Genomic DNA, 20,237 nt, shown 5'->3' with positions numbered 1-20,237 from the left:
ACCCGAAGACACCACACAACGCCTCGACCTGGTGGTCGACCGACTCGCCGCGTTCTAGGGTTTGCGCAGGTGATCGAGAAGGGGAGTGTTGGTGACCATGCTGCGTTGTGCCGTCCTCGACGATTTTCAGGACGTCGCCCGTGAACTGGCCGACTGGACACGGCTGTCGGACCGGGTCGACGTCCGTTTCCTGAACCGGCACGTCGCCGCGCACGACGATCTCGTCGCGCAGATCGGCGACTGCGACATCGTGGTGGTGATGCGCGAACGCACCCCGTTTCCGGCCGAGTTGTTCGCCCGCCTGCCGAAGCTGAAGCTGCTCGTCACGTCGGGCCTGCGCAACGCCTCCATCGACCTCGCCGCCGCGGCCGCACACGGTGTCACCGTCTGCGGCACCCCCAGCAACTCCGAGCCCCCGGCCGAACTGACCTGGGCCCTGCTGCTGGGCCTGGCCCGCGGCGTCGTCACCGAGAACGAGAACCTGCGCACGGGCGGCCCCTGGCAGTCCACGCTCGGCGCCGACCTGGCGGGCCGCCGCCTCGGCCTGCTCGGCTGCGGGAAGATCGGCGCGCGCGTCGCCCGGGTCGGCGCGGCCTTCGGCATGGACGTCGCCGCCTGGAGCCAGAACCTGACCGAGGAGCGCGCGGCCGAGGCCGGCGCGACGCTCGCCGCATCCAAGGAAGAACTCCTGGAGACCAGCGACTTCGTCTCCGTCCACCTCGTGCTGGGCGACCGGACCCGCGGCCTGATCGGCGCCGACGACCTCCGGCGGATGCGTCGCACCGCCTACCTGATCAACACCTCGCGCGCCGCCATCGTCGACCAGGACGCCCTGGTGCGCGCCCTGCGCGAGGGCTGGATCGCCGGCGCGGGCAGCGACGTCTTCGAGACCGAGCCGCTGCCGCGGGACCATCCGCTGCGCACCGCACCGAACTTCCTCGGCCTGCCGCACCTCGGCTACGTCACCCGCCGCAACTACGAGGGCTACTTCCGGGGCGCGGTGGAGGACATCGAGGCGTACCTGGCCGGCGCGCCCGTCCGCACCCTGGTCTGACCCGCCCCGCCCCGGCCGGGCGCCCCGGTCAGGCGGAGTCCTTCGTCACGCTCCACCCGCCGTCCACGACGAGGCTCGCGCCCGTGACGTACGACGACTCGGGCGCGGCGAGGAACGCGACGGCGGCGGCCACCTCCTCGGGCGTGCCGAGCCGCCCCGCCGCCGTCCCCGCCGCCGACCGCTCCCGGTCCTCGGCGGACACCCGGTCCCAGGCGGCGGTGAGGATCGGCCCCGGCAGCACCGCGTTCACCCGCACCCGTGGCCCGTACTCGACGGCGAGTTGGCCGCACAGCGAGAGCAGCGCGCCCTTGGTCGCGGCGTACGCGGGATGGCCGGGAATGCCGAAGCGGGCGTGCACCGACGACGTCAGGACCACGGCGCCCGCGTGCTCCCGCAGCTCGGGCAGGAGCGTCCGGAACCCGAGGAAGGCGCCCGTCAGGTTCACGGACAGCTGCCGCTCCCACGCCGCGGGGGACAGCTCGTGGGCCGGGGCCACCGTCACGGTGTACGCGTTGGAGACCAGCACGCCGACCGGCCCCAGTGCCCGTGCCTGCCGCGCGACCTCGGCCCAGTCGTCGGCGTCCGCCACGTCGGCCCGCACGAACACGGCCCGCCTGCCGCTGTCCTCGATCCCCGCCGCGACCTGCTCGCCGGGCCCCGCCGCCACGTCGGCGAGGACCACGGCCGCGCCCTCCCGGGCGAGCCGGACGGCGGTGGCGGCCCCGATCCCGGAGGCGCCGCCGGTGACGACGGCGACGCGGCCGGTGAAGCGGGCGGACGGGGGCGTGGCGCCCGCGGACGTCGATGAGGTCATGCCCGCAACCTAGGCGGTGGCCTCCGGCGGCACGAACGCGTCCAGCACATCGGCGAGTTGCGGATGCTTGGTGAGGACGGCCCGGGTCGCGAACTCGTGGTCCGCGTAGTCGAAGCCCGGGGTGACGACCTCCGCGACCAGTCCGTGCCGTGCGCCGCCCACCAGTCGTGACGCCTTCCACCAGCCGCCCGGCACCAGCAGGAACCGCTCGTCGGCCGGCCCGAGCAGCGTCCTGGTGAGGGTGCCGTCGGGGGCGACCGTGACGTACTCGAGCGGGCCGCCGTCGACGAGGAAGTGCAGGATGTCGCTGCGGTTGCGGTGCAGCAGACCGCTCGGCTGCCGCTCGTCGAGCAAGTAGTAGATCGAGCTGGCCGAGGGGCGCGGGCCGTGCGGTGTCGCCATCTGCGACGGGCCGGTGTAGATCCGCCGGAAGTAGCCGCCCTCGCCGTGCGGTTCGAGGCCGAGCTCGGACTGCCAGTCGCGCACGACGGCTCCTTCCGGAGGATCAGGGGTGTACCGGCAACCCTACGGCCGGGGCGGCGGCCACGGCACGTCGGCGAGCACCGGCAGCAGGTGCTCCTCCTCGTAGTCGAGGTGCGCGGTGAGTTCCTCCGTCATCCGCTCAAGATCCGTACGGAACACCGCGGGGTCGGCCGTCGTGAGGTCGTCGAGCAGCGCGACCAGCGCGTTCTGCAGCCGCGCCACCTCCACGTGCTCGGCGCGCAGCCGCTCGAAGACCTCGCCGAGCTCCGGGTGCCACCGGGCGATCCCGGGGAACAGGTGGCCGTCCTCGCTGACGTGGTGGAACTCCAGGGACTGGCAGAACGCCAGGCAGTGCTGCCGGATCTGCAGCCCGAGCCCCGGCCCCGACGGGCCCGGCGCGGCGAAGTGGGCGTCGGTCTCCGCGCGCACCCGGTGCAACTGCTCGCGCAGCCAGACGTGCACCTGGAGGAGCTTTCCGGCGAGCGTGGTGACGGTCTGCGGCGCGTCGGTCCCGGGACGGTCCAGGACGACGACGGGCAGCGTGCGGGCGGTGGCCGCCTGGTACTCCGCGTAGCCGGGAGCGACGCGGACGACGGCGGCGAACAGCTCGTCGCGGTGTGCGCCCTCGGCCGGCACCGCGACGGACTGGAAGGCGTCACCGTCGATCTCGACGGTGACCAGGGGAGTGGCCAGCAGATTGTGGTACCAGGCCGGATGCCGGTCGGCGCCGAGGTTCGACGCGACGACGAGCACCCGGTCCTCGTGCCGGACGAACCCGAGCCGGACGGTGTGCGGGCGGCCCGAGCGGGCGCCGGTGGTGGTGAGCGACAGCAGGTCGGCAGGACCGGAGGAATCAGACGTGCGGAGATCGGACGTGCGGAAGTCGGACATGCGGAAAGGGGTCTCCTCAGGAGGACTGTGCGCAGACATGGCGAAGGGAGGTGCGCTCTTCGCGCACGGCGCATCAGGTCGCTGAGTGGAGGCTCATGGAGTCGTCCCTGAGTGAAGGGCGCTCGCCCGGCGTCCGGCCGGCCCACTGCTCTGTGGCCGGCGCCACGCGGCACCGCGGTCATGGGACCAGACGCGACCGTCCGCTGTCAAAGCCGTACCCGGGGTGACCCCTCAACGCACTGATCGTCCGCGGCAGTTGACGTGGCAGACTGCATGCAGGTCACACCCCTTGTCCGGCCCCTGCGACGATGGAGTCCACCCATGACGTCACCCGCCCCCCGGCCCCGTATCGACACCAGTCAGGCGCACCCCGCACGGGTCTACGACTGGCTGCTCGGCGGCAAGGACAACTACCCCGTCGACGAGGCCGTCGGCGCCAAGCTGCCGCCGCAGGCGCGGGACGCGGCGCGGCAGAACCGGGAGTTCATGCGGCGGGCGGTCGCCTGGCTCGCCGGACAGGGCGTCGACCAGTTCCTCGACATCGGCACCGGCATCCCGACCTCGCCGAACCTGCACCAGATCGTGCAGCGCGTCGTCCCCGCCGCCAAGGTCGTCTACACCGACAACGACCCGATCGTGCTGCGGCACGCGGAGGCGCTGCTCGTCAGCAGCCCCGAGGGCGCGACCGACTACATCATGGGCGACGTCCGCGACCCGGCGGCGATCCTCGAACACGCCCGCACCGTCCTGGACTTCGAGCGTCCCATCGCGCTGTCGCTGATCGCGCTGATGCACTTCATCTCGGACGAGCAGGACCCGTACGCCATCGTGTCCACGCTCGTCTCGGCTCTGCCGTCGGGCAGCCACCTCGTCCTCTCGCACGCGTCGTCCGACCTCTTCCCCGAACTGTCGGACCAGGTCACCGCCGAGTACGCGAAGGGCGGCATCAAGCTCGGCTTCCGCAGCCGCGAAGGCGTGGCCCGCTTCCTCGACGGGCTCGACCCGGTGGAGCCCGGTCTGGTTACGGCCACCGAGTGGTTCCGCGACGGCGCCGCGCCCGCGTCCGAGGACTGCGGCATCTACGCGGTGGTGGCCCGGGTCCGCTGAGTCCAAGATCGGGAGAAGAAGGCTGGAAACGGGCGCAGGTTACCAATCGGTTTCCATTCACTTGATACGCGATCAACAGTAGAACTCGTTCCGATTCCGTCAGCAGAGAGGAACTCGGAATGACCCCCGCAACCCACTCTGAAGTGTCGCGTAACGGACTGACCCGCCGTACCTTCCTGGCAGGAACAGGTTCTCTTCTCGGTACGGTCGCGCTGGCCTCGCCCGCCGCCGCGGCCCTCGCGCCCGTCGCCGACGGAGCACGCATCCCGGCCCTGGTGATCGGCAGCGGATACGGCGGCAGTGTCGCCGCGCTGCGGCTCGCCGAGGCCGGGATCGACGTGCGGATCGTGGAGATGGGCATGGCCTGGGACACCCCGGGCTCGGACGGCAAGATCTTCGCCAACACGACCCAGCCGGACTACAGATCCTTCTGGCTGCGCACCAGAACCAAGCAACCGCTGAGCAACTTCCTCGGCTTCCCGCTCGACAAGGACGTGCCGCGCCACACCGGCATCCTCGACGCGGAGGAGTTCGGCGGCATCATCGTCTACCAGGGCCGCGGCGTCGGCGGCGGCTCCCTCGTCAACGGCGGCATGGCGGTCACGCCCAAGCGGGAGAACTTCGCCGCGATCCTGCCGTCCGTCGACGCGGCCGAGATGTACGCGACGTACTACCCGCGCGCCAACGCGGGCCTGGGCGTCGCCACCATCGACCCGAACTGGTTCGAGACCGCCGAGTGCTACCAGTACGCGCGCGTCGGCCGCAAGCACGCACAGCGCTCCGGCTTCCCGTTCACCTTCGTGCCCGACGTGTACGACTGGGAGTACATGAAGCAGGAGCAGGCGGGCACCGTCCCGAGGTCGGCGCTCGCGGGCGAGATCCTCTACGGGAACAACCACGGCAAGAAGACGCTCCAGAAGACCTATCTGGCGCGGGCCGCGGCCACCGGCCGGGTCACCGTCTCCCCGCTGCACAAGGTGACGTCGGTCGTCCCCGCGGCAGGCGGCGGCTACACGGTCCGCATCGACCAGCTCGACACCTCCGGCAACGTCGCCGCCACCAAGGAGATCACCGCGGACCGGGTGTTCTTCGCCGCCGGAAGCGTCGGGACCAGCAAGCTCCTCACCCGCCTCAAGGCGACCGGCGCGCTGCCCGCGCTCAACGGCGAGATCGGCAAGGGCTGGGGCGACAACGGCAACGTCATGTGCGGCCGCGCCAACCACCTCTGGGACCCGACCGGCGCGCTCCAGTCGTCCATCCCCACGGCGGGCATCGACAACTGGGCGGCCGGCGGCGCCTTCGCCGAGGTCGCGCCGCTGCCCACCGGCATCGAGACGTTCGCCTCGTTCTACCTGTCCATCACGAAGAACCCGAACCGCGCCCAGTTCACCTGGAACGCGGCCACCGGCACGGTCGACCTGAACTGGCAGACCGCGTGGAAGCAGCCCTCCATCGACATGGCCAAGAGCATCTTCGACAAGATCAATGCGAAGGAGGGCACGATCTACCGCACCGACCTGTTCGGCGCGTACAAGATCTGGGGCGACCACCTCACGTACCACCCGCTGGGCGGCGTGGTGCTGAACAAGGCGACCGACAACTACGGCCGTCTGCACGGCTATTCGGGGCTCTACGTGATCGACGGATCGCTGATCCCGGGCAACACCAGCGTCAACCCGTTCGTCACCATCACGGCGCTCGCCGAACGCAACATCGACCGGATCCTCGCCACTGACCTGTGAGTCCGGGACCTGCCCGAGTCCCGGACCCCGTAAGGCGGTTCAGGGCTTGGGCAGGACACACACCGCGTCGAGACCGAGCACGTGGTTGAGCCGCCCGAAGGCCAGCCAGGAACCGATGGCCATGCTGAGCTCGACGATCTCGGCCTGACTGAAGCGCGCGGTCATCCGCTCCCAGAACTCCTCGTCCAGACCGTGGTGGTCGAGCGCGTACCGCTCCGCGTACTCGGCCGCCAGCCGCGTCCGCTCGTCGAAGGCGTCGGTGGTCCGCCAGTCGGTCACCGCGTCCGCGAACGACTCCTCGACCTTCTCGCCGTCCCGCTCGGTGCGCCAGTCCAGACAGAACAGACAGCCGTTGATCTGCGCGATCCGCAGCCGTGCCGCCTCGAACTCGCGCAGCCCCAGCGACGAGTGGTCGTAGACCGCCATCGAGAACTGGGCGGCGACGGGGCCGATCCCGGGCACCATCTCGCCCCACACGTACGGGATGGGTTCCTGGTCGTCGGGGATGTCGATCCTCATCGGGGCTCCTTCGTGGATACCCCCACCTGGAGGTGGGGGAGGAAATGAAGCTCCTGCGGAGCAGGGCAGCGAGTGGGGTTTCGCCGCCAGGGCGAAAGTTCGTGCTCTGGCCTGCAGGATTGGATCTTCACCCGTAGCCTCACTAGTTTGTGAGCGTGACCGCGTCGCATGTGAAGCGGGCGTTCAAGTACCGTTTCTATCCCACGGACGAGCAGGCCGCAGAGCTGTCGCGCACGTTCGGCTGCGTTCGCAAGGTCTACAACATGGCGCTCGCGGCCCGTACTGAGGCGTGGGTGCGGCAGGAGCGGGTCAACTACAACGCAACGTCGGCGATGCTGACGGCGTGGAAGAAGACCGAGGAACTGGCGTCGCTGGACATCGTGTGGTCCCGGCTGCTTCCCGAGGGGGCGGCGCCGTCCACGGTGACCGTCTCCCAGGACGCCGCAGGACGGTGGTTCGTCTCCCTGCTGTGCGAGGACCCCACCATCTGGCCGCTGCCCGCGAACGGCCGCGCCGTGGGTGTGGACGTCGGCCTGAACCACCTGCTGACCCTGTCCACCGGGGAGAAAATCGCCAAGATCTACGCCCGCATCGCTGACCGGCGCCGTGACGGGCTGCACAAGCTGACCGGTCGACTCGTTCGTGAGAACCAAACGATCGTGATCGAGGACCTGACCGTGCGGAACATGGTCAGGAACCGGAGTCTGGCCCGCGCCATCAGTGATGCGGCGTGGTCGCAGTTCCGGGGGCTGCTGGAGTACAAGGCGGACTGGTACGGGCGGGAAGTGATCGCGGTCGACCGGTTCTTCCCTTCCTCCAAGCTGTGCTCCACCTGCGGCACTCTCCAGGAGAGGATGCCGCTGCACGTCCGCACCTGGACGTGCGACTGCGGCACGACCCACGACAGGGACGTGAACGCAGCGAAGAACCTTTTGGCCGCCGGACTGGCGGTATCGGCCTGCGGAGCTGGTGTAAGACCTCAACGGAGTTCTCCGGACGGGCAGTCGGCGATGAAACAGGAAGCTTCCCGGCGCGAGCCGAGAAGCCCCCGCCGTTAGGCGGGGGAGTGTCACGGCTGCTTCCTTCCGAGCCGGCCGACGGCGGGCAGCAGGGGGACGTCGAGTGCGTCGTAGAGTCCGGGCGGTGCGGCGATCAGCCACTCGATGGCGCCGACCAGGCGGCCCACCGCGGTCGCGTTGCCGCCCGCCGCGTGGTTGCCGTCCTCGTCGGTGGCCTGGACGGTGACCTCGATGCGGGGGCGGCCCTCGACGATCACCCGGTGCGCCCCGGCCCCGCCGCCCGGCGGCGACGGCCAGTCCGGCGCGCAGGACGGGTGGATGCGGGTGACGTGCTCGACGACGAGGCGGACGGCGCCGTCGACGACGCCCTGCACCTCGAACCGCACCGCGCCCTGCGTGCCCGCCGCGAAGTCGCCCATGGCCGCCGTCGTCACGTCCTGCTCCAGGGCGCGGCGCTCCAATGTCTCGCGGATCTCGTCGAGTTCGACGCCGAGCGCACGGGCGAGCAGCCGGATCTGGCCACCCCACACCATCGTCGGCACCGACTCGGCGAGCATCAGCGGCTCGTACTCCATGGGGTGTCCCATGCCGACCAGTTGGCGGACCGAGTCCTCCTGGTCGTACGTGGAGTAGTCGAAGATCTCCTGGCAGCGCACCACGTCGACCCGTGAGCCGAGGCCGCTGACCAGCAGCGGCAGCACGTCGTTGGCCCAGCCGGGATCGACGCCGGAGACGAACAGCGAGCCGCCGCCCCCGGCGATCGCCGCGCGCACCGGATCCGTGAAGTCGGGTGGCGCGCCGCGCGGGTCGTAGAGCGGATACAGGGCCGGAGTGACGACGACGGCTCCGGCGCGCAGGGCGCGGCAGATGTCGTCGAGGGCCTCGTCGGGCCGCAGGTCGCCGGACGCGGCGTAGACGACGGCGCGCGGCCGGGCCGCGAGCATCGCGTCGACGTCGGTCGTGGCGGCGACACCCAGGGCGTGGTCGAGCCCGGCCAGGTCACCGGCGTCGCGGCCGGCCTTGGCGGGGTCGTGCACGAGCACGCCGGACAGTGCGAGCCCGGGGTGGGCGTCGACGGCTCGGATCGCCGCGCGGCCCACGTTCCCGGTGCCCCAGACCACCGTGGAAGTCATGCGCCGGAGCGTAACCTGATGGGCCGTCAGTTCATAGAGTCCTCACATCAGTTGGCTGCGGGCGGCGGTGAGCGCCTGACCGGCGTAGCCGCGGCCGAAGAGCACCGTGTGCACCAGGAGCGGGAACAGCTGGTGCAGCGGGATCCGGTCCCGCCAGCCGTCGGCGAGCGGCGCCGCGTCCTGGTAGCCGGCGAGGATCCGCCCCAGGTGCGGGGCGCCGAACAGGTGCAGCATCGCGAGATCGGTCTCCCGGTGCCCGCCGTGCGCGGCCGGGTCGATGAGCCAGGCGGCGCCGCCGGTGTCCCACAGCACGTTGCCGCTCCACAGGTCGCCGTGCAGCCGGGCGGGCGGTTCGGCGGGCCCCGCGAGGGCGGGCAGCCGCTCGCAGACCCGCTCGACGTCCGTCGCCTCGGCGGGGGAGAGGACGCCGTCGTCGACGGCGCGGCGCAGGTACGGCAGCACCCGGTGCTCGGCGTACCAGCCCGGCCAGTCGGCGCCCGGCACGTTGCGCATGGGCGCGAGCCCGATGGACGCGTCGGCCGGGCCGCCGGGCGGCGGCGCCCCGAAGTGCGGTGCGCCCGCGGCGTGCAGCGCGGCCAGCTCCCGGCCGAACGCGGTGGCGCCCGCAGCGGACGGCACGCCGCCGGCGACCCGGTCGATCACCAGCAGACCGTCCTCCTGCCCGTGCACCCGGGGCACCCGCACCGCGTCCGCGGCGGCGAGCCAGCGCAGCCCCGCGGCCTCGGCCCGGGCGCCGCCCGGCTCGTCGGCGTGCTTGACCACCACCACGCGACCGTCGGCCAGCGTGACCTCCGCGAGCCGCGCCGACAGCCTGCGCTCGGCGGTGGCCGGGAGGCCCGTGAGGCGGGCGGCGACGGCTGAGAGGTGCGGCATGGGCTCAGCGTACGGCGGCGTTCGGGCCGTTGACGCCGCCCGTCGCGCCCTGATCTGCTGCATCGGTCAACGTCGGGAAAGATCAGGTGAGTCGAGCATGCCGTCGTCGCGTGAGCCGGTCCACGGTCCGGTCCTTGTCGTGCAGAACACCCGCAGCGGGGGCCCCGGCCGCGTCGGCGGCTGGCTGCGGGAGGCCGGACTCGCGGTGCGGACCCTGCACCCCTACGACGGGGACGCCCTGCCCGCGTCCCTCGACGGCCGTCCGCTGCTCGTCCTCGGCGGCGGCTTCCTGCCGGACGACGACGAGCGGGCCCCCTGGCTCCCGGCCACGCGCCGGCTGGCCGCCCAGGCCCTCGACGGCGGGACGCCGTTCCTCGGCGTCTGCCTCGGCGGCCAGCTCCTCGCCCAGGTCGCCGGCGGCACCGTACGGTCCGAGCACGGGACACCCGAGTACGGCAGCACCGCGATACGGCTGCGCCCGGAGGCCGCCGACGATCCGCTGCTGCACGGACTCGGCGCCGAGGTGACCGCCATCGAGCGGCACGTCGACGCCGTCACCGAACTGCCGCCGGGCGCCGCCTGGCTGGCGTCCAGCGAGCACTGCCCGCACCAGGCGTTCAGGGTGGGCGACGCGGCGTGGGGACTGCAGTTCCACCCCGAGGTCGACGCGGGGCGCGTCGCCGGGTGGGACCGGGACGAACTCGCCGCGCGCGGTGTCGACCGGGACGTGCTGCACGCGCGGGCGGTCGCCGCCGAGGAGGCGTCGGCCGCGGTCTGGGCGCGCTTCACACGGAGGTTCGCGGCGGTGTGCCGGGGGTGACCTCTGTGGTGTTCGGGGCCTCCGGGGCCTCCAGGGCGTCTGCTTCGGTTCGCGTCTGCGCGGGGATCGGGGCCGTGACGCGCTTGCGGCGTCGTCCCGCCGTGGCGATCACGCTGGTCAGCACGCCCGCGAGCAGTCCCCAGAACGCCGAGCCGATCCCCAGGAGGGTGACCCCGGAGGCGGTCGCGAGGAACGTGACCACGGCGGCCTCGCGGGCCGTCGGGTCGGACAGGGCCGTGGACAGGGACGCCTCGATGGTGGCGAGCAGGCCGACCCCGGCGATGGACAGCACCAGCGCGTGCGGCATCGCCGTCAGCAGGGAGGCGACGGTCGCGCCGAGCAGTCCCACGCACAGGTAGAAGACCCCCGCCCAGACCGCCGCGAGATAGCGCCGCCGCCGGTCGGGGTGCGCCTCGTCGCCGGTGCAGATCGCCGCGGTGATCGCCGCCAGGTTGAGCCCGAACGCACCGAACGGCGCGAGGACCGTCTGCGCCGCTCCCGTCCAGGTCAGCAGGGGCGACACCGGGACGTCGTAGCCGGATGCGCGCAGCACGGCGACGCCCGGCAGGTTCTGCGAGGCCATGGTGACGACGAACAGCGGCACGCCGACGCTGACGAGCACCTTCCAGTCGAAGGCGGGCGCGGTGAACACCGGCTGTGCCAGCGAGAGTCGCACCTTCTCCAGATGCCAGCCGCCGGTCAGGACCGAGGCCGCGACCCCCGCGCCGAGCGCGATCAGCACCGCGTACCGGGGCACCAGCCGGCGCGCCAGCAGATAGAGCGCGAACACCGGGAACGCGACGGCGAAGCTGCCGTCCATCTCGGCGAACAGACCCGTGCCGAACTGCAGCAGCACCCCGGCGAGCAGGGCCGAGGCGAGCGGCACCGGGATGCGGTCCATGACCCGGGCGAACCAGCCCGTCACCCCGCTCAGGAGGATCAGCAGCCCGCTGAAGGCGAAGGCCCCCACCGCCTTGGCCATGGACACGCCGCTCAGGCTCGTGGCGAGGAGCGCCGCGCCCGGCGTGGACCAGGCCGTGACCACCGGCGCGCGGAACCGCAGCGAGAGCCCGAAGCAGGTGACGGCCAGGCCGACCCCGAGCGCCAGCATCCAGGAGGAGATCTCCCGGGCGTCCGCGCCCGCCGCCCGCGCCGCGGTGAACACGAGCGCGGCCGAACTCGTCACGCCGACCGTGACGGCTATCAGCCCCGCCGCGACGGCCGAGGGCGGTGCGACGGTGCGGAGACGGGTGAGCGGAGCCATGGGACATCACTTCCGGCAGGAGCAGGAGCAGGAGCAGGAGCAGGAGCAGGAGCAGGAGCAGGAGCAGGAGCAGGACGGGCGCGGCCGGGCGGCGGCCAGGCGGGGCCCGGCGTTCCATATACGGAACGTTCTGTTTGTGGAACACTAAGGAACGCGGACGGAACCCGTCAACAAACGGGTGTCGGGAGACGACGGACAGGAGCCGACGGGATGGGCCTCAACGACGAGGTGGGGCGCCGCCTGAAGGCACTGCGGCAGGCAGTGGGGCTGTCCCTCTCCGAGCTGGCCCGCCGCTCGGGCGTCGGCAAGGGCACCCTCTCGGAACTCGAGAGCGGCCTGCGCAACCCCACCCTGGAAACGCTCTACGCGCTCACCACCGCCCTCGGCCGCCCGCTCAGTGCCGTCCTCGAGGACCCCGCGGGAGCCGGTGTCCGCGGCGTCTCCGGCAGCGCCGTCACGGCGGCCCTGATCGAGCGGTACGAGGACGGCGACGCGGCCACCGACGTCTTCCGCGTCACCATCGCCGACGGCGCGACCCAGGAGTCCGCCGCCCACGTCCCGCACACCACCGAGAGCCTGATGGTGCTCTCCGGCACCGCCGTCGTGGGCCTGCCGGACGCACCGCAGACCGCGGGCCCCGGCGCGTACGCCCACTGGAGGGCCGACGCGCCGCACCTCTACAGCGCCCCCCACGGCGAGGTCCACGGCGTCCTCTTCGTGCGCTATCCCAAGGGCGCCGCGTAGCCTCGACCGGCCGTCTCCGGCGCCTACTTCATGCGTCGTAGAAGATCGCCGCCCGGGCATGTCGACCCGACTCATGGGCACTTGAGCGCTCTGCCCACGCAAAAGTCGAGGAAGACGACAAAGGAGGCATTCATGAGTGAGGCGCATACACCGCTGCCGCGTGCCGTGGCGCTCGTCTCGTGCGGACTTCTGGCGGTCACCGCGCTGAGCGGATGCGGCGGAAGCGACTCGGACGAGGGGTCCGGCAAGGGCGGCGGCGGGAAGGACGAGGGGCGACAGCAGTCGCCGGCGCAGGTCGTGCAGGCCACGAGCGAGAAGACCACGCAGGCGGGGTCGGCCCGGATCAAGCTGACGACGACCGCGTCGTCCGGCGGCCGCAGCGAGACGGTCACCGGTGCCGGCGTGATGGACCTGCGGGACGGCACCAGCCGCATCGAGCTCGGCCAGGGCGGTCAGCACATCGAGCAGCGGGTCGTCGACCAGGTCCTGTACCAGAAGCCGCCCAAGGGCAGCGGCGGGCTGCCGGGCGGCAAGAGCTGGCTGAAGATCGACCTCCAGCGGCTCAGGGACGCGGGCGGCAAGGGCGCGGCCCAGGTCAGCGATCCCGCCGACTCCTTCGCCTACTCGAAGTCGCTGTCCGAGAAGGACGTGAAGAAGGTCGGCACCGAGCGGCTGAACGGCGTCTCCACCACGCACTACCGGGTCAACGTCGACGTGGACAAGCTCGCCAAGAGCAGCCCCGAGCAGGCGAAGAAACTGCGCGAGAGTCTGGGCGACACGCTGCCCATGGACGTGTGGATCGACGGCCGCGGCCTGCTGCGCCGCCAGCAGATCGAACTGTCGACGAACGCGAAGAGCGGTGGCGGCGCATCCGGGAACGCTGCGGCGGCCAAGGCCGGCGCGAAGGTCGTCATGGACCTCACCGACTTCGGCACCGACGTCGACGTGAAGGCGCCCAGCGCTGCCGACACCGCGGACATGACCGACAAGGCCGTCAAGGAAAGCCGGCGCAGCGCCTGAGCACCCCGGGACCGGCAGGTCCTAGGCCTGCGGCGGCGACTGGTCCGGGTCGACGGCGTACAGCTTGGAGATGTCGACCGACTCGTCGGCCGACGGCGTCGCGCTCGGTACCGGCTCGCCGTAGTCGGTCAGCGTCATCGTCAGGTCGTCGTCCGGACCCTTCTCGGTGGCGCGCACCAGCTGGTGCGGCTCGTCCGAGGTGACGTACAGGGTGATCCTGTTGTCGTCGTCCCGACCGGTCAGTGGGACCACCTCGGTGCCCTCGACCTTCGTCGTGTCGCCCTTGGTGAGCCGGTCCTGCGCGGCGCGCGCGGAGCCGTCCTCCAGCTGTCCGCGGAAGGCGTCGAGGTCGCAGGTCTCGGCGAGGCCGTCCAGCATCGGGTCGTCGGTGGTGCCGTGCACGTAGCGGTCGCCGAAGAGCTGCGCCGCGAGCTCGCCCCCGCCGCCCGGTACCTGCGTCTTCCAGAACGTGGCGTCCGGTTTCATCCACACCTCGTCGCCGCGCTTGACGAGTTCGACGCTGCCGCCGTCGGCGCCGCCGGTCCCCATCCGCAGCGACCCGGTGCAGTTCCCGTCCGCGTCCAGGCGCAGATCGAACGCGGCCGGGGTGCGGGTGTCCCGGTCGTCCGAACGGTTCGCCAGGGCGATGTGCAGGGAGTCGGCGTTCAGCAGCTCCTTCTTCGCGTCGTCGGCCAGCTGCTGCGCGGTCGGGTCCGAGCCGTCGCCGTCGTCGGCGGCGGCCACCGGGCCCGCGGCGAACACGCCCGCGCACACGAGGGCGGCCGTCACCGGCACCCGCGCGGCCTTGCGCAGCAGCGCCGAGGTCTGTCCGGCCATGACGTCACCTCGCCGTCCCAGGGCACTCCACGCACCCGAAATCCCCATAAATTGTACGTTCGGGGCGGGGTGGTGTCGTGGTGGGGAGCGGCGGGCGGGCGCCGGTGAGGGCGGGTGCCTCAGTCGGTCCTGCTGCACACCCGCAGGCCGACGGGCGTCCCGCACGGCAGATGGCCGTGGGTGGCGACGACGCCCTTGCCGGTGCCGTTGTCCACGGCGTACGCGAGGAAGCTGGAGGCCAGCGAGTCCGCGGGCGGCCGGCCGTAGGTGTAGGCGTACTCGATCTCGCGGTACGGGTAGCCGCTGGAGTCGAGGCGGTCCGGGTCGGGCGCCCGGCCGTCGAGGGTGAGGCGGTGCAGTCCGTGCGGCGCGTCCGGCGGTGAGGCGGCCCGCAGTTCGCTGTAGCCGAGCGCGCCCGGGGTCCGGGCGACGGTGTCGAGGACCTGCTCGGTGGTGTCCAGCTCGCAGCGGAGCAGCGGGACCGTGCGGACGGTGCGGTTGACGCAGTCGTCCGACGAAGCAGGCGGCTCGTCCGAGCCCGCCAGCACCCGGGCGGTCAGCGCGGAGCGGGTGCCGGACCCCGAGGTCCGGCTGACCAGGACGACCGGCAGGTCGGGGCCGCCGAGCCGGGACCAGTTGCGGATCTCGCCCCGGTACAGCCGGCGCACGTCGGCCACGGAGAGGTTGGTGAGGCGCACGTCGTCGTGGACGACGAGCGTGAACAGGGAGACCGCGATGCGGCTCTCGCCGAGCCGGGTGTAGCTCGCCGGGCGCGGTCCGTCCGAGAACGCGACGACCGTCGCCCCCTGCTCGGTCCGGCCGCCGGACAGGGCGAGTTCACGGACCCCGGTGCGGCTGCCGTGCGCGGCGACCGTGATGTCGGGTTCGCCGGCGCAGTGGTCCCGGTACTTCTGCGCGAGTTCGGTCAGGACCGGGGCGAACGCCGTGGATCCGGTCAGCCGGAGCGTGCCCGTCTCGCAGTCGTCCGGCAGTGGCCCGGGCAGCAGCAGGGGCAGCGTGGTCGCGGCCATCAGGGCGAGACCGAGCACGACGGTGGTCCAGCGGGCCTGGCGGCTGAACACCGGTGGCTTCTCGTCCGGGGTGAGGCTGTGGTTCTCGTGCAGCTTCCCGTCCTTGAGGTCACCGGTGACGGTGACCTCGTCGCCCTCCTGCCCGCCCGTGAGCAGCACCAGGATCTTGTAGTGGGCGCCCGGCTTGAGCGGCACCCGGGGGATGCGCAGGGTGCCGGGCGCGGCCACGTGCAGGCCGGGCTGGTTCTCGAAGTAGCCCATCAGGTTGGCGTGTTCGTCGGGCAGGGTGACGTCCTGCGCCTGGATGCGGCGGCCCGGGAACTCGGCGGTGAGCCCGTACTGCGTCGACGGGTCGATGTAGTCGGACTCCTCGACGTGCCGGGAGCCGTCGTTCTCGATGCGCAGCAGCACGAGCGTGGCGTCGCGCATCGCGGGCAGGTCGTTGAAGAGGCCGAGCCGTGCGTCGACCGGTTCCGGCACCGGGCCGTTGTGCCCTATGGCGATGTCCATCTGCTTGCGGAAGCCGATGCGTCTGCTGCGTCTGGCCCGCCAGTTGGTGGCGAACGGCGCGACGACGGAGACGACGCCGAGGAGCAGGCCCGCGGCCGTGAAGGTGATGTCGAGCCAACTCATGGACCGACGATACGGATGCGCCGGGGCACTCCGGCGCATCCGCCGAGGAGCTTCGCGGACTGTTCGTCGGGAGTTCAACTGCGGTGTACGGATGCGGAGTTCAGGAACCGTGCAGGGGGCGGCCGGTCAGGCTCCGGTGGTGGAACCTGGTCGGACGATCATCAGGACGGTGACCGTGGCCCACAGCAGGTTGAACACACCGGCCGACATGGAGAGGTGCGCGGCCGGCCGGGGCGGCGGTCCGGATCCGGGCTCCTCGACGGCGGCCAGTGCCGCCTCCTGCGCGGGCAGGATCCACAGCATCAGCACGGCCGCGGCGGCCGTCGTCAGCACGATGGAGACGATCAGCCACGCACTGCCCAGGACGCCGAGGCTGCTCGCCGTGGCGAACCCGGTCAGCGGCACCGCGATGCCGACCGCCGCGTACACCCGGCAGATGCGGTGCAGCGTCCGCAGGGCCGGCAGCGCGTCGGCCCCGCCCGCCGGACCGAGCGCGCCGCGCAGGGACGCGGGGAACATGCTCGCCGCGACGGTGACCGGGCCCACGGCGAGCACGGCGGCCAGGACGTGCAGGGAGAGAAGGAACTTGGTCATGGTCAGCGGCCCGCCCCGGCGGCGTCGTGCGGAGGGCGGGGTGTTCGGCCGGCGGCGCGGACGTGCATGGAGGGGTTCCTTCGTGTGCGGCAGCCCGGACCTCGCCGGGTTCGCCCCCGACGCTATGCAGTGACCGCCCATCGCCCCAGTGGCATTAATGACAGCTACCGACGGGATAGCGACAGGCGTGCTGAGCAGCAGACAAGGTAGCTATCCCGCACCTAAAGCGCTGTCAGTGGTCTGTCGCTAATTCGTTGACGAGGTATGTTCTGGCCATGCACACCGTCGCCGTCCTCGCCCTGGACCAGGTGATCCCGTTCGACCTGTCCACCCCGGTCGAGGCGTTCACCCACACCCGGCTGCCGGACGGCCGGCCCGGCTACCAGGTGCGGGTCTGCGGCGAGCGGCCCGAGATCGACGCGGGGACCTTCACCATCCGGACGCACCGGGGCCTGGAAGGGCTGCGGGGTGCGGACACGATCATCGTGCCCGGCACCGCCCGGCCCACCGCCCCGCTCGCCCCCGACGTGCGGGACGCGCTGCGGGCGGCCGCCGCCGACGGCACCCGGATCGCGTCGATCTGCGTCGGCACGTTCCCCCTCGCGGCCACCGGCCTCCTCGACGGGCTGCGGGTCACGACGCACTGGATCGCCGCGGACCTGCTGGCCGCCACCTACCCGGGCGTCAAGGTCGACCCGGACGTGCTCTACGTCGACAACGGCCAGTTCCTCACCTCGGCCGGCGCCGCCGCCGGCCTCGACCTGTGCCTGCACATGATCCGCCGCGACTACGGCTCCGCCGTGGCCGCCGACGCCGCCCGGCTGTCCGTCATGCCGCTCGAACGGGAGGGCGGACAGGCGCAGTTCATCGTCCATCCGCAGGCGCCCACCCCGCAGGGCTCCGCCTTCGAACCCCTGCTGACCTGGCTCCAGGACAACCTGGCCCGCGAGCTCTCGCTGACCGACATCGCCGCCCACGCGGGCGTCAGCACCCGCACCCTGATGCGCCGCTTCCGCGAACAGACCGGCAGCACGCCGCTCCAGTGGCTGCACCGCGCGCGGATCCGCCAGGCGCAGCACCTCCTGGAGACCACGGGGCATTCGGTGGAGCGGATCGCCGGACAGGTCGGCTTCGGCTCGCCCACCGCGTTCCGCGACCGCTTCAAGCGCACCACGGGCGTCAGCCCCCAGGCCTACCGCCGCATGTTCGGCTGACCGCCCGCTTCGCCCACACTCCGCGTAACCCCTGATCCTGGTGCGCGTTGGTCTGCCGGAGCCGGGCCCCGGCTCCGCACCGACCGATCACGCACCCCGTTCAGGAGCCCCCATGTCTGCCGTCGTCAAGAAAATCGTCTCCGGATTCGGCGCGGTGGCGGCCGCGCTCGGCTGCCTCGTCGTCGCGGGACCGCCGGCCGTCGCCGACGGCAAGTGGTGCAACAACGCCGTGTGCATCGAGACGTACGACACCGGCACCTACCTGGGCCGCGTCGAGGTGTCCGTCATCAACACCAACCAGCCGCACACCATCAGCGCCCGCGTGTGGACCACCGACGGCTGGAGCGCCACGACGAAGACCGAGGACGTCGCCGCGTTCCGCACCTACCGCGACCAGGCCTACCCGCAGCGGCACTTCGCGGCCGGCACCCGGCTGTGCGCCGAGGGGTTCCGCGGCGGCGACAGCGTGGGCCTGCCCTGTGTGACGATCACCAACTGACGCGTCACGCAGATCAGTTGGCGTCGGCCCCGCCGCTCAGCAGCGCGCCGTACCAGGCGACGGTGGCGTCCAGCGCCTCGGGCAGCGGGGTGGGAACCGCGCCGAAGTGCCGCTCGAAGGCCGTCGAGTCCATGATCTGCGGCTCGGTGTGCTGGTAGAACATCTCGGCGTACTCGGCCATGAACTGCTCGTCGAACGGTCCGAAGGGGCGGGCCTCGGGCACCGCCGTCAGCCGCAGCGGCCGTCCGGCCCGCTCCTCGACCATCCGCAGCACCTCCCGCGTGGTGGCGGCGGGGGCCGTCGGCAGGTGCCAGACGCGGCCGTCGCCGTCCGCCCGCTCACCGAGCGTGGCGAGGCCGGCGGCGACGTCGCCGATGTACGTGTAGCTGTGCGGCAGGTCGATGTCGCCGAAGGCCGGCACCTCACCCCCGGTCAGGGCGGCGGGGAACACGGCGCCGCCGAGCGTGGAGTTGAGGACGGTCGGGCCGAAGAAGTCGGCGGAGCGGGCGAGTACGACACGGGCGCGGCCCGCGCGGTGCGCCGCCAGGTACCGCTCGTCGAGGTCGGCGCGCATCCGGCCCTTGCGCGTCGTGGCGTTCCAAGGGGAGTCCTCCGTCATCACGGCGCCGCCCGTCTCGCCGTACGGATACAGCGTGTCGAGGACGACGAGGCGCGCCCCGCTCTCCTCCACGGCCCCGAGCACCGCCTCCTGTATCCGCGGCATCACCTCGACCTGGAGGTGGTAGGCGACGTTCACGCAGTGGTAGACGACGGCGGCCCCGGCCACCGCCGCCCGCGCGCCCTCCCCGGTGCCGACGTCGGCCGCGTACCGCTCGACGCCGGCGGGTGCCGCGCCCTCGCCCTTGCGGTCGACGAGCCGGACCGGGTGGCCACGGCGTGCGAGCTCCTCGGCGAGCGCGGTGCCGGCGGGGCCCGAGCCGAGGACGGTGTGCAGCGGTGCGGTGCTGGTCATGGCAGATCCCTTCGACGGCCGCGGGGCGGCCGTGCGTGTCATCACTGGAGCGTTATCGATCATCGCGTCTGTTAGAGACTATAACTCTCGCAATGAGGGCTAGCAAGAATCCCTGGTGGGTGGAGGCCCGGAGCGGGACTGGGCCGGCCGAGCAGGCCTGGATCGGCAGCGGCAGACCGATGCTCAGCGCCGGCTGCGCGGGCGTGCGCGACCACCGCGTGATCCTCTTCTGGAACAGGGGCCCGGCCCAGGGCCAGCAGATCGGCCCGGTCAGCAACCTCAACTGCGGCTGACCGTGCGGGGACCGCTCCGCAGCCAGCCGTAGAGGACCACCGAGCAGAGCGCGGCGCAGGCGCACCACGTGGAGATGAACTCCCAGCGCCACAGCGCCGCGCACCCGGCCGCGCCGATCGCGACCAGTCCGCCGAGCAGCACCAGGCCCGCCTCGCCGGACAGCAGCAGCGAGCCGATCGTCGCCAGCAGATAGCCGCCGACGAGCCACCCCGCGTGCGGCAGCCCGATCGCATAGCCCATCGTGTGTCCCCGGACCTCGGCCGTCACGGTCGTGGTCGCCAGGACGTACGCGAGGACGGCGGACGTGACCACGCCCGCCGCCACCGGCACGAGCAGCCGGCGGCGCGCCCGGGGCGGTGCCGCGCAGAGCACCGCGAGCGGCACCCACAGCGGCAGCAGCGGCAGCGCGATCACCGCCCAGGCGACGGTGGCGGGGCCGCTGCCGCCACCGTCGTTCCAGATCACCGCCTCGATGAGCTGATGCGCCCCCAACAGCAGGGGCAGCGCCGCCAGCGGCACGGCGCGCGGCCGGGTGCGGGCCGCCCGTGCCACGCAGGCGATCCCCACGGCGGTCACCGCCGTACCCGCCACCAGATCGGCCGTCGCACTCCAGCACATGCGGCCACGCTACGGGCCGGCCGGGTGCGCGGCACGGCGG

At 72.3% G+C, this 20,237-nt stretch carries 22 protein-coding genes; 10 read left to right on the top strand and 12 right to left on the bottom strand.

Translation table 11 applies throughout. The annotated features are described in order from the left end of the window. Window positions 1-97: 97 nt before the first annotated feature. The gene (locus tag RBJ77_RS20220; protein WP_372346333.1) at window positions 98-1,054 is read left to right on the top strand and encodes a D-2-hydroxyacid dehydrogenase family protein; all 957 of its coding nucleotides are present in this window, start codon (window positions 98-100) and stop codon (window positions 1,052-1,054) included. Window positions 1,055-1,082: 28 nt separating this feature from the next. Here RBJ77_RS20220 and RBJ77_RS20215 read toward each other — a convergent pair whose 3' ends face one another. From RBJ77_RS20215 to RBJ77_RS20205, 3 genes are read right to left on the bottom strand one after another with little or no spacing between them, the layout of a single operon-like run. Further along, window positions 1,083-1,868, bottom strand: coding sequence for an SDR family NAD(P)-dependent oxidoreductase (locus RBJ77_RS20215; RefSeq protein ID WP_372346305.1), 786 nt, complete (start codon window positions 1,866-1,868; stop codon window positions 1,083-1,085). A gap of 9 nt (window positions 1,869-1,877) precedes the next feature. Next, window positions 1,878-2,354: a cupin domain-containing protein gene (locus tag RBJ77_RS20210; RefSeq protein ID WP_372346304.1), complete on the bottom strand. Its 477-nt coding sequence runs from the start codon at window positions 2,352-2,354 to the stop codon at window positions 1,878-1,880. A 39-nt stretch (window positions 2,355-2,393) separates the two neighbouring features. Further along, complete coding sequence (locus RBJ77_RS20205) at window positions 2,394-3,242, bottom strand: nitroreductase/quinone reductase family protein (RefSeq protein ID WP_372346303.1); 849 nt, start codon at window positions 3,240-3,242, stop codon at window positions 2,394-2,396. Window positions 3,243-3,563: 321 nt separating this feature from the next. On the opposite strand from RBJ77_RS20205, the gene RBJ77_RS20200 reads away from it, so the two are divergent. Both RBJ77_RS20200 and RBJ77_RS20195 read left to right on the top strand, forming a co-directional pair. Continuing rightward, window positions 3,564-4,349, top strand: coding sequence for an SAM-dependent methyltransferase (locus tag RBJ77_RS20200; protein WP_372346302.1), 786 nt, complete (start codon window positions 3,564-3,566; stop codon window positions 4,347-4,349). Between the two features lie 119 nt (window positions 4,350-4,468). Next, on the top strand, window positions 4,469-6,091 hold the full coding sequence (locus RBJ77_RS20195; protein ID WP_372346301.1) for a GMC oxidoreductase: 1,623 nt from the start codon (window positions 4,469-4,471) through the stop codon (window positions 6,089-6,091). 39 nt (window positions 6,092-6,130) lie between these two features. On the opposite strand, the gene RBJ77_RS20190 is transcribed toward RBJ77_RS20195, so the two are convergent. Next, window positions 6,131-6,610, bottom strand: a complete 480-nt coding sequence (locus tag RBJ77_RS20190) for a carboxymuconolactone decarboxylase family protein (RefSeq protein ID WP_372346300.1) — start codon at window positions 6,608-6,610, stop codon at window positions 6,131-6,133. A gap of 155 nt (window positions 6,611-6,765) precedes the next feature. Here RBJ77_RS20190 and RBJ77_RS20185 point away from each other — a divergent pair, with 155 nt between their 5' ends. Then, on the top strand, window positions 6,766-7,668 hold the full coding sequence (locus tag RBJ77_RS20185; protein WP_372346299.1) for an RNA-guided endonuclease InsQ/TnpB family protein: 903 nt from the start codon (window positions 6,766-6,768) through the stop codon (window positions 7,666-7,668). Window positions 7,669-7,679: 11 nt separating this feature from the next. Here the strand turns inward: RBJ77_RS20185 and RBJ77_RS20180 are convergent, their stop codons facing one another. Together RBJ77_RS20180 and RBJ77_RS20175 are read right to left on the bottom strand one after the other, a co-directional pair. Further along, complete coding sequence (locus RBJ77_RS20180) at window positions 7,680-8,762, bottom strand: dihydrodipicolinate reductase (protein WP_372346298.1); 1,083 nt, start codon at window positions 8,760-8,762, stop codon at window positions 7,680-7,682. Window positions 8,763-8,804: 42 nt separating this feature from the next. Beyond that, entirely contained in the window at window positions 8,805-9,656 is an 852-nt protein-coding gene (locus tag RBJ77_RS20175) for a fructosamine kinase family protein (protein WP_372346297.1), read from the bottom strand. Between the two features lie 97 nt (window positions 9,657-9,753). On the opposite strand from RBJ77_RS20175, the gene RBJ77_RS20170 reads away from it, so the two are divergent. After that, window positions 9,754-10,476, top strand: a complete 723-nt coding sequence (locus RBJ77_RS20170) for a type 1 glutamine amidotransferase (protein WP_372346296.1) — start codon at window positions 9,754-9,756, stop codon at window positions 10,474-10,476. Here RBJ77_RS20170 and RBJ77_RS20165 read toward each other — a convergent pair. After that, on the bottom strand, window positions 10,442-11,740 hold the full coding sequence (locus RBJ77_RS20165) for a benzoate/H(+) symporter BenE family transporter (protein WP_372346295.1): 1,299 nt from the start codon (window positions 11,738-11,740) through the stop codon (window positions 10,442-10,444). The genes RBJ77_RS20170 and RBJ77_RS20165 overlap by 35 nt on opposite strands. Window positions 11,741-11,950: 210 nt before the next feature. On the opposite strand from RBJ77_RS20165, the gene RBJ77_RS20160 reads away from it, so the two are divergent. Together RBJ77_RS20160 and RBJ77_RS20155 are read left to right on the top strand one after the other, a co-directional pair. Continuing rightward, entirely contained in the window at window positions 11,951-12,484 is a 534-nt protein-coding gene (locus RBJ77_RS20160) for a helix-turn-helix domain-containing protein (RefSeq protein ID WP_372346294.1), read from the top strand. Window positions 12,485-12,616: 132 nt separating this feature from the next. Continuing rightward, a complete protein-coding gene (locus tag RBJ77_RS20155) occupies window positions 12,617-13,504 on the top strand; it encodes a hypothetical protein (protein WP_372346293.1) in 888 nt (295 codons plus the stop codon). 21 nt (window positions 13,505-13,525) lie between these two features. Here the strand turns inward: RBJ77_RS20155 and RBJ77_RS20150 are convergent, their stop codons facing one another. From RBJ77_RS20150 to RBJ77_RS20140, 3 genes are all read right to left on the bottom strand, one after another. Continuing rightward, a complete protein-coding gene (locus tag RBJ77_RS20150) occupies window positions 13,526-14,341 on the bottom strand; it encodes a hypothetical protein (protein ID WP_372346292.1) in 816 nt (271 codons plus the stop codon). A gap of 119 nt (window positions 14,342-14,460) precedes the next feature. Then, window positions 14,461-16,005, bottom strand: coding sequence for a substrate-binding domain-containing protein (locus RBJ77_RS20145; RefSeq protein ID WP_372346291.1), 1,545 nt, complete (start codon window positions 16,003-16,005; stop codon window positions 14,461-14,463). Between the two features lie 126 nt (window positions 16,006-16,131). Beyond that, window positions 16,132-16,599 carry a DUF2269 family protein gene (locus RBJ77_RS20140; protein WP_372346290.1) on the bottom strand — a complete coding sequence of 156 codons (468 nt, stop codon included), beginning with the start codon at window positions 16,597-16,599 and terminating at the stop codon, window positions 16,132-16,134. A 275-nt stretch (window positions 16,600-16,874) separates the two neighbouring features. Here RBJ77_RS20140 and RBJ77_RS20135 point away from each other — a divergent pair, with 275 nt between their 5' ends. Both RBJ77_RS20135 and RBJ77_RS20130 read left to right on the top strand, forming a co-directional pair. Continuing rightward, window positions 16,875-17,813: a GlxA family transcriptional regulator gene (locus tag RBJ77_RS20135; protein WP_372346289.1), complete on the top strand. Its 939-nt coding sequence runs from the start codon at window positions 16,875-16,877 to the stop codon at window positions 17,811-17,813. Window positions 17,814-17,925: 112 nt separating this feature from the next. Continuing rightward, entirely contained in the window at window positions 17,926-18,312 is a 387-nt protein-coding gene (locus tag RBJ77_RS20130; RefSeq protein ID WP_255982213.1) for a hypothetical protein, read from the top strand. Between the two features lie 13 nt (window positions 18,313-18,325). Here RBJ77_RS20130 and RBJ77_RS20125 read toward each other — a convergent pair whose 3' ends face one another. Beyond that, window positions 18,326-19,285 carry an NAD-dependent epimerase/dehydratase family protein gene (locus RBJ77_RS20125; RefSeq protein WP_372346288.1) on the bottom strand — a complete coding sequence of 320 codons (960 nt, stop codon included), beginning with the start codon at window positions 19,283-19,285 and terminating at the stop codon, window positions 18,326-18,328. A gap of 92 nt (window positions 19,286-19,377) precedes the next feature. Between RBJ77_RS20125 and RBJ77_RS20120 the strand changes: the two genes are divergently transcribed. Further along, the gene (locus RBJ77_RS20120; protein WP_372346287.1) at window positions 19,378-19,578 is read left to right on the top strand and encodes a hypothetical protein; all 201 of its coding nucleotides are present in this window, start codon (window positions 19,378-19,380) and stop codon (window positions 19,576-19,578) included. Here the strand turns inward: RBJ77_RS20120 and RBJ77_RS20115 are convergent. Continuing rightward, the gene (locus RBJ77_RS20115) at window positions 19,565-20,197 is read right to left on the bottom strand and encodes a DUF6629 family protein (protein ID WP_372346286.1); all 633 of its coding nucleotides are present in this window, start codon (window positions 20,195-20,197) and stop codon (window positions 19,565-19,567) included. The genes RBJ77_RS20120 and RBJ77_RS20115 overlap by 14 nt on opposite strands. Between the last annotated feature and the right edge of the window lie 40 nt (window positions 20,198-20,237).

This window comes from Streptomyces sp. KL116D (assembly GCF_030766975.1).
Classification (GTDB): Bacteria; Actinomycetota; Actinomycetes; order Streptomycetales; family Streptomycetaceae; genus Streptomyces; species Streptomyces longispororuber_A.
This window is presented reverse-complemented; position numbering and strand designations above follow the sequence as displayed.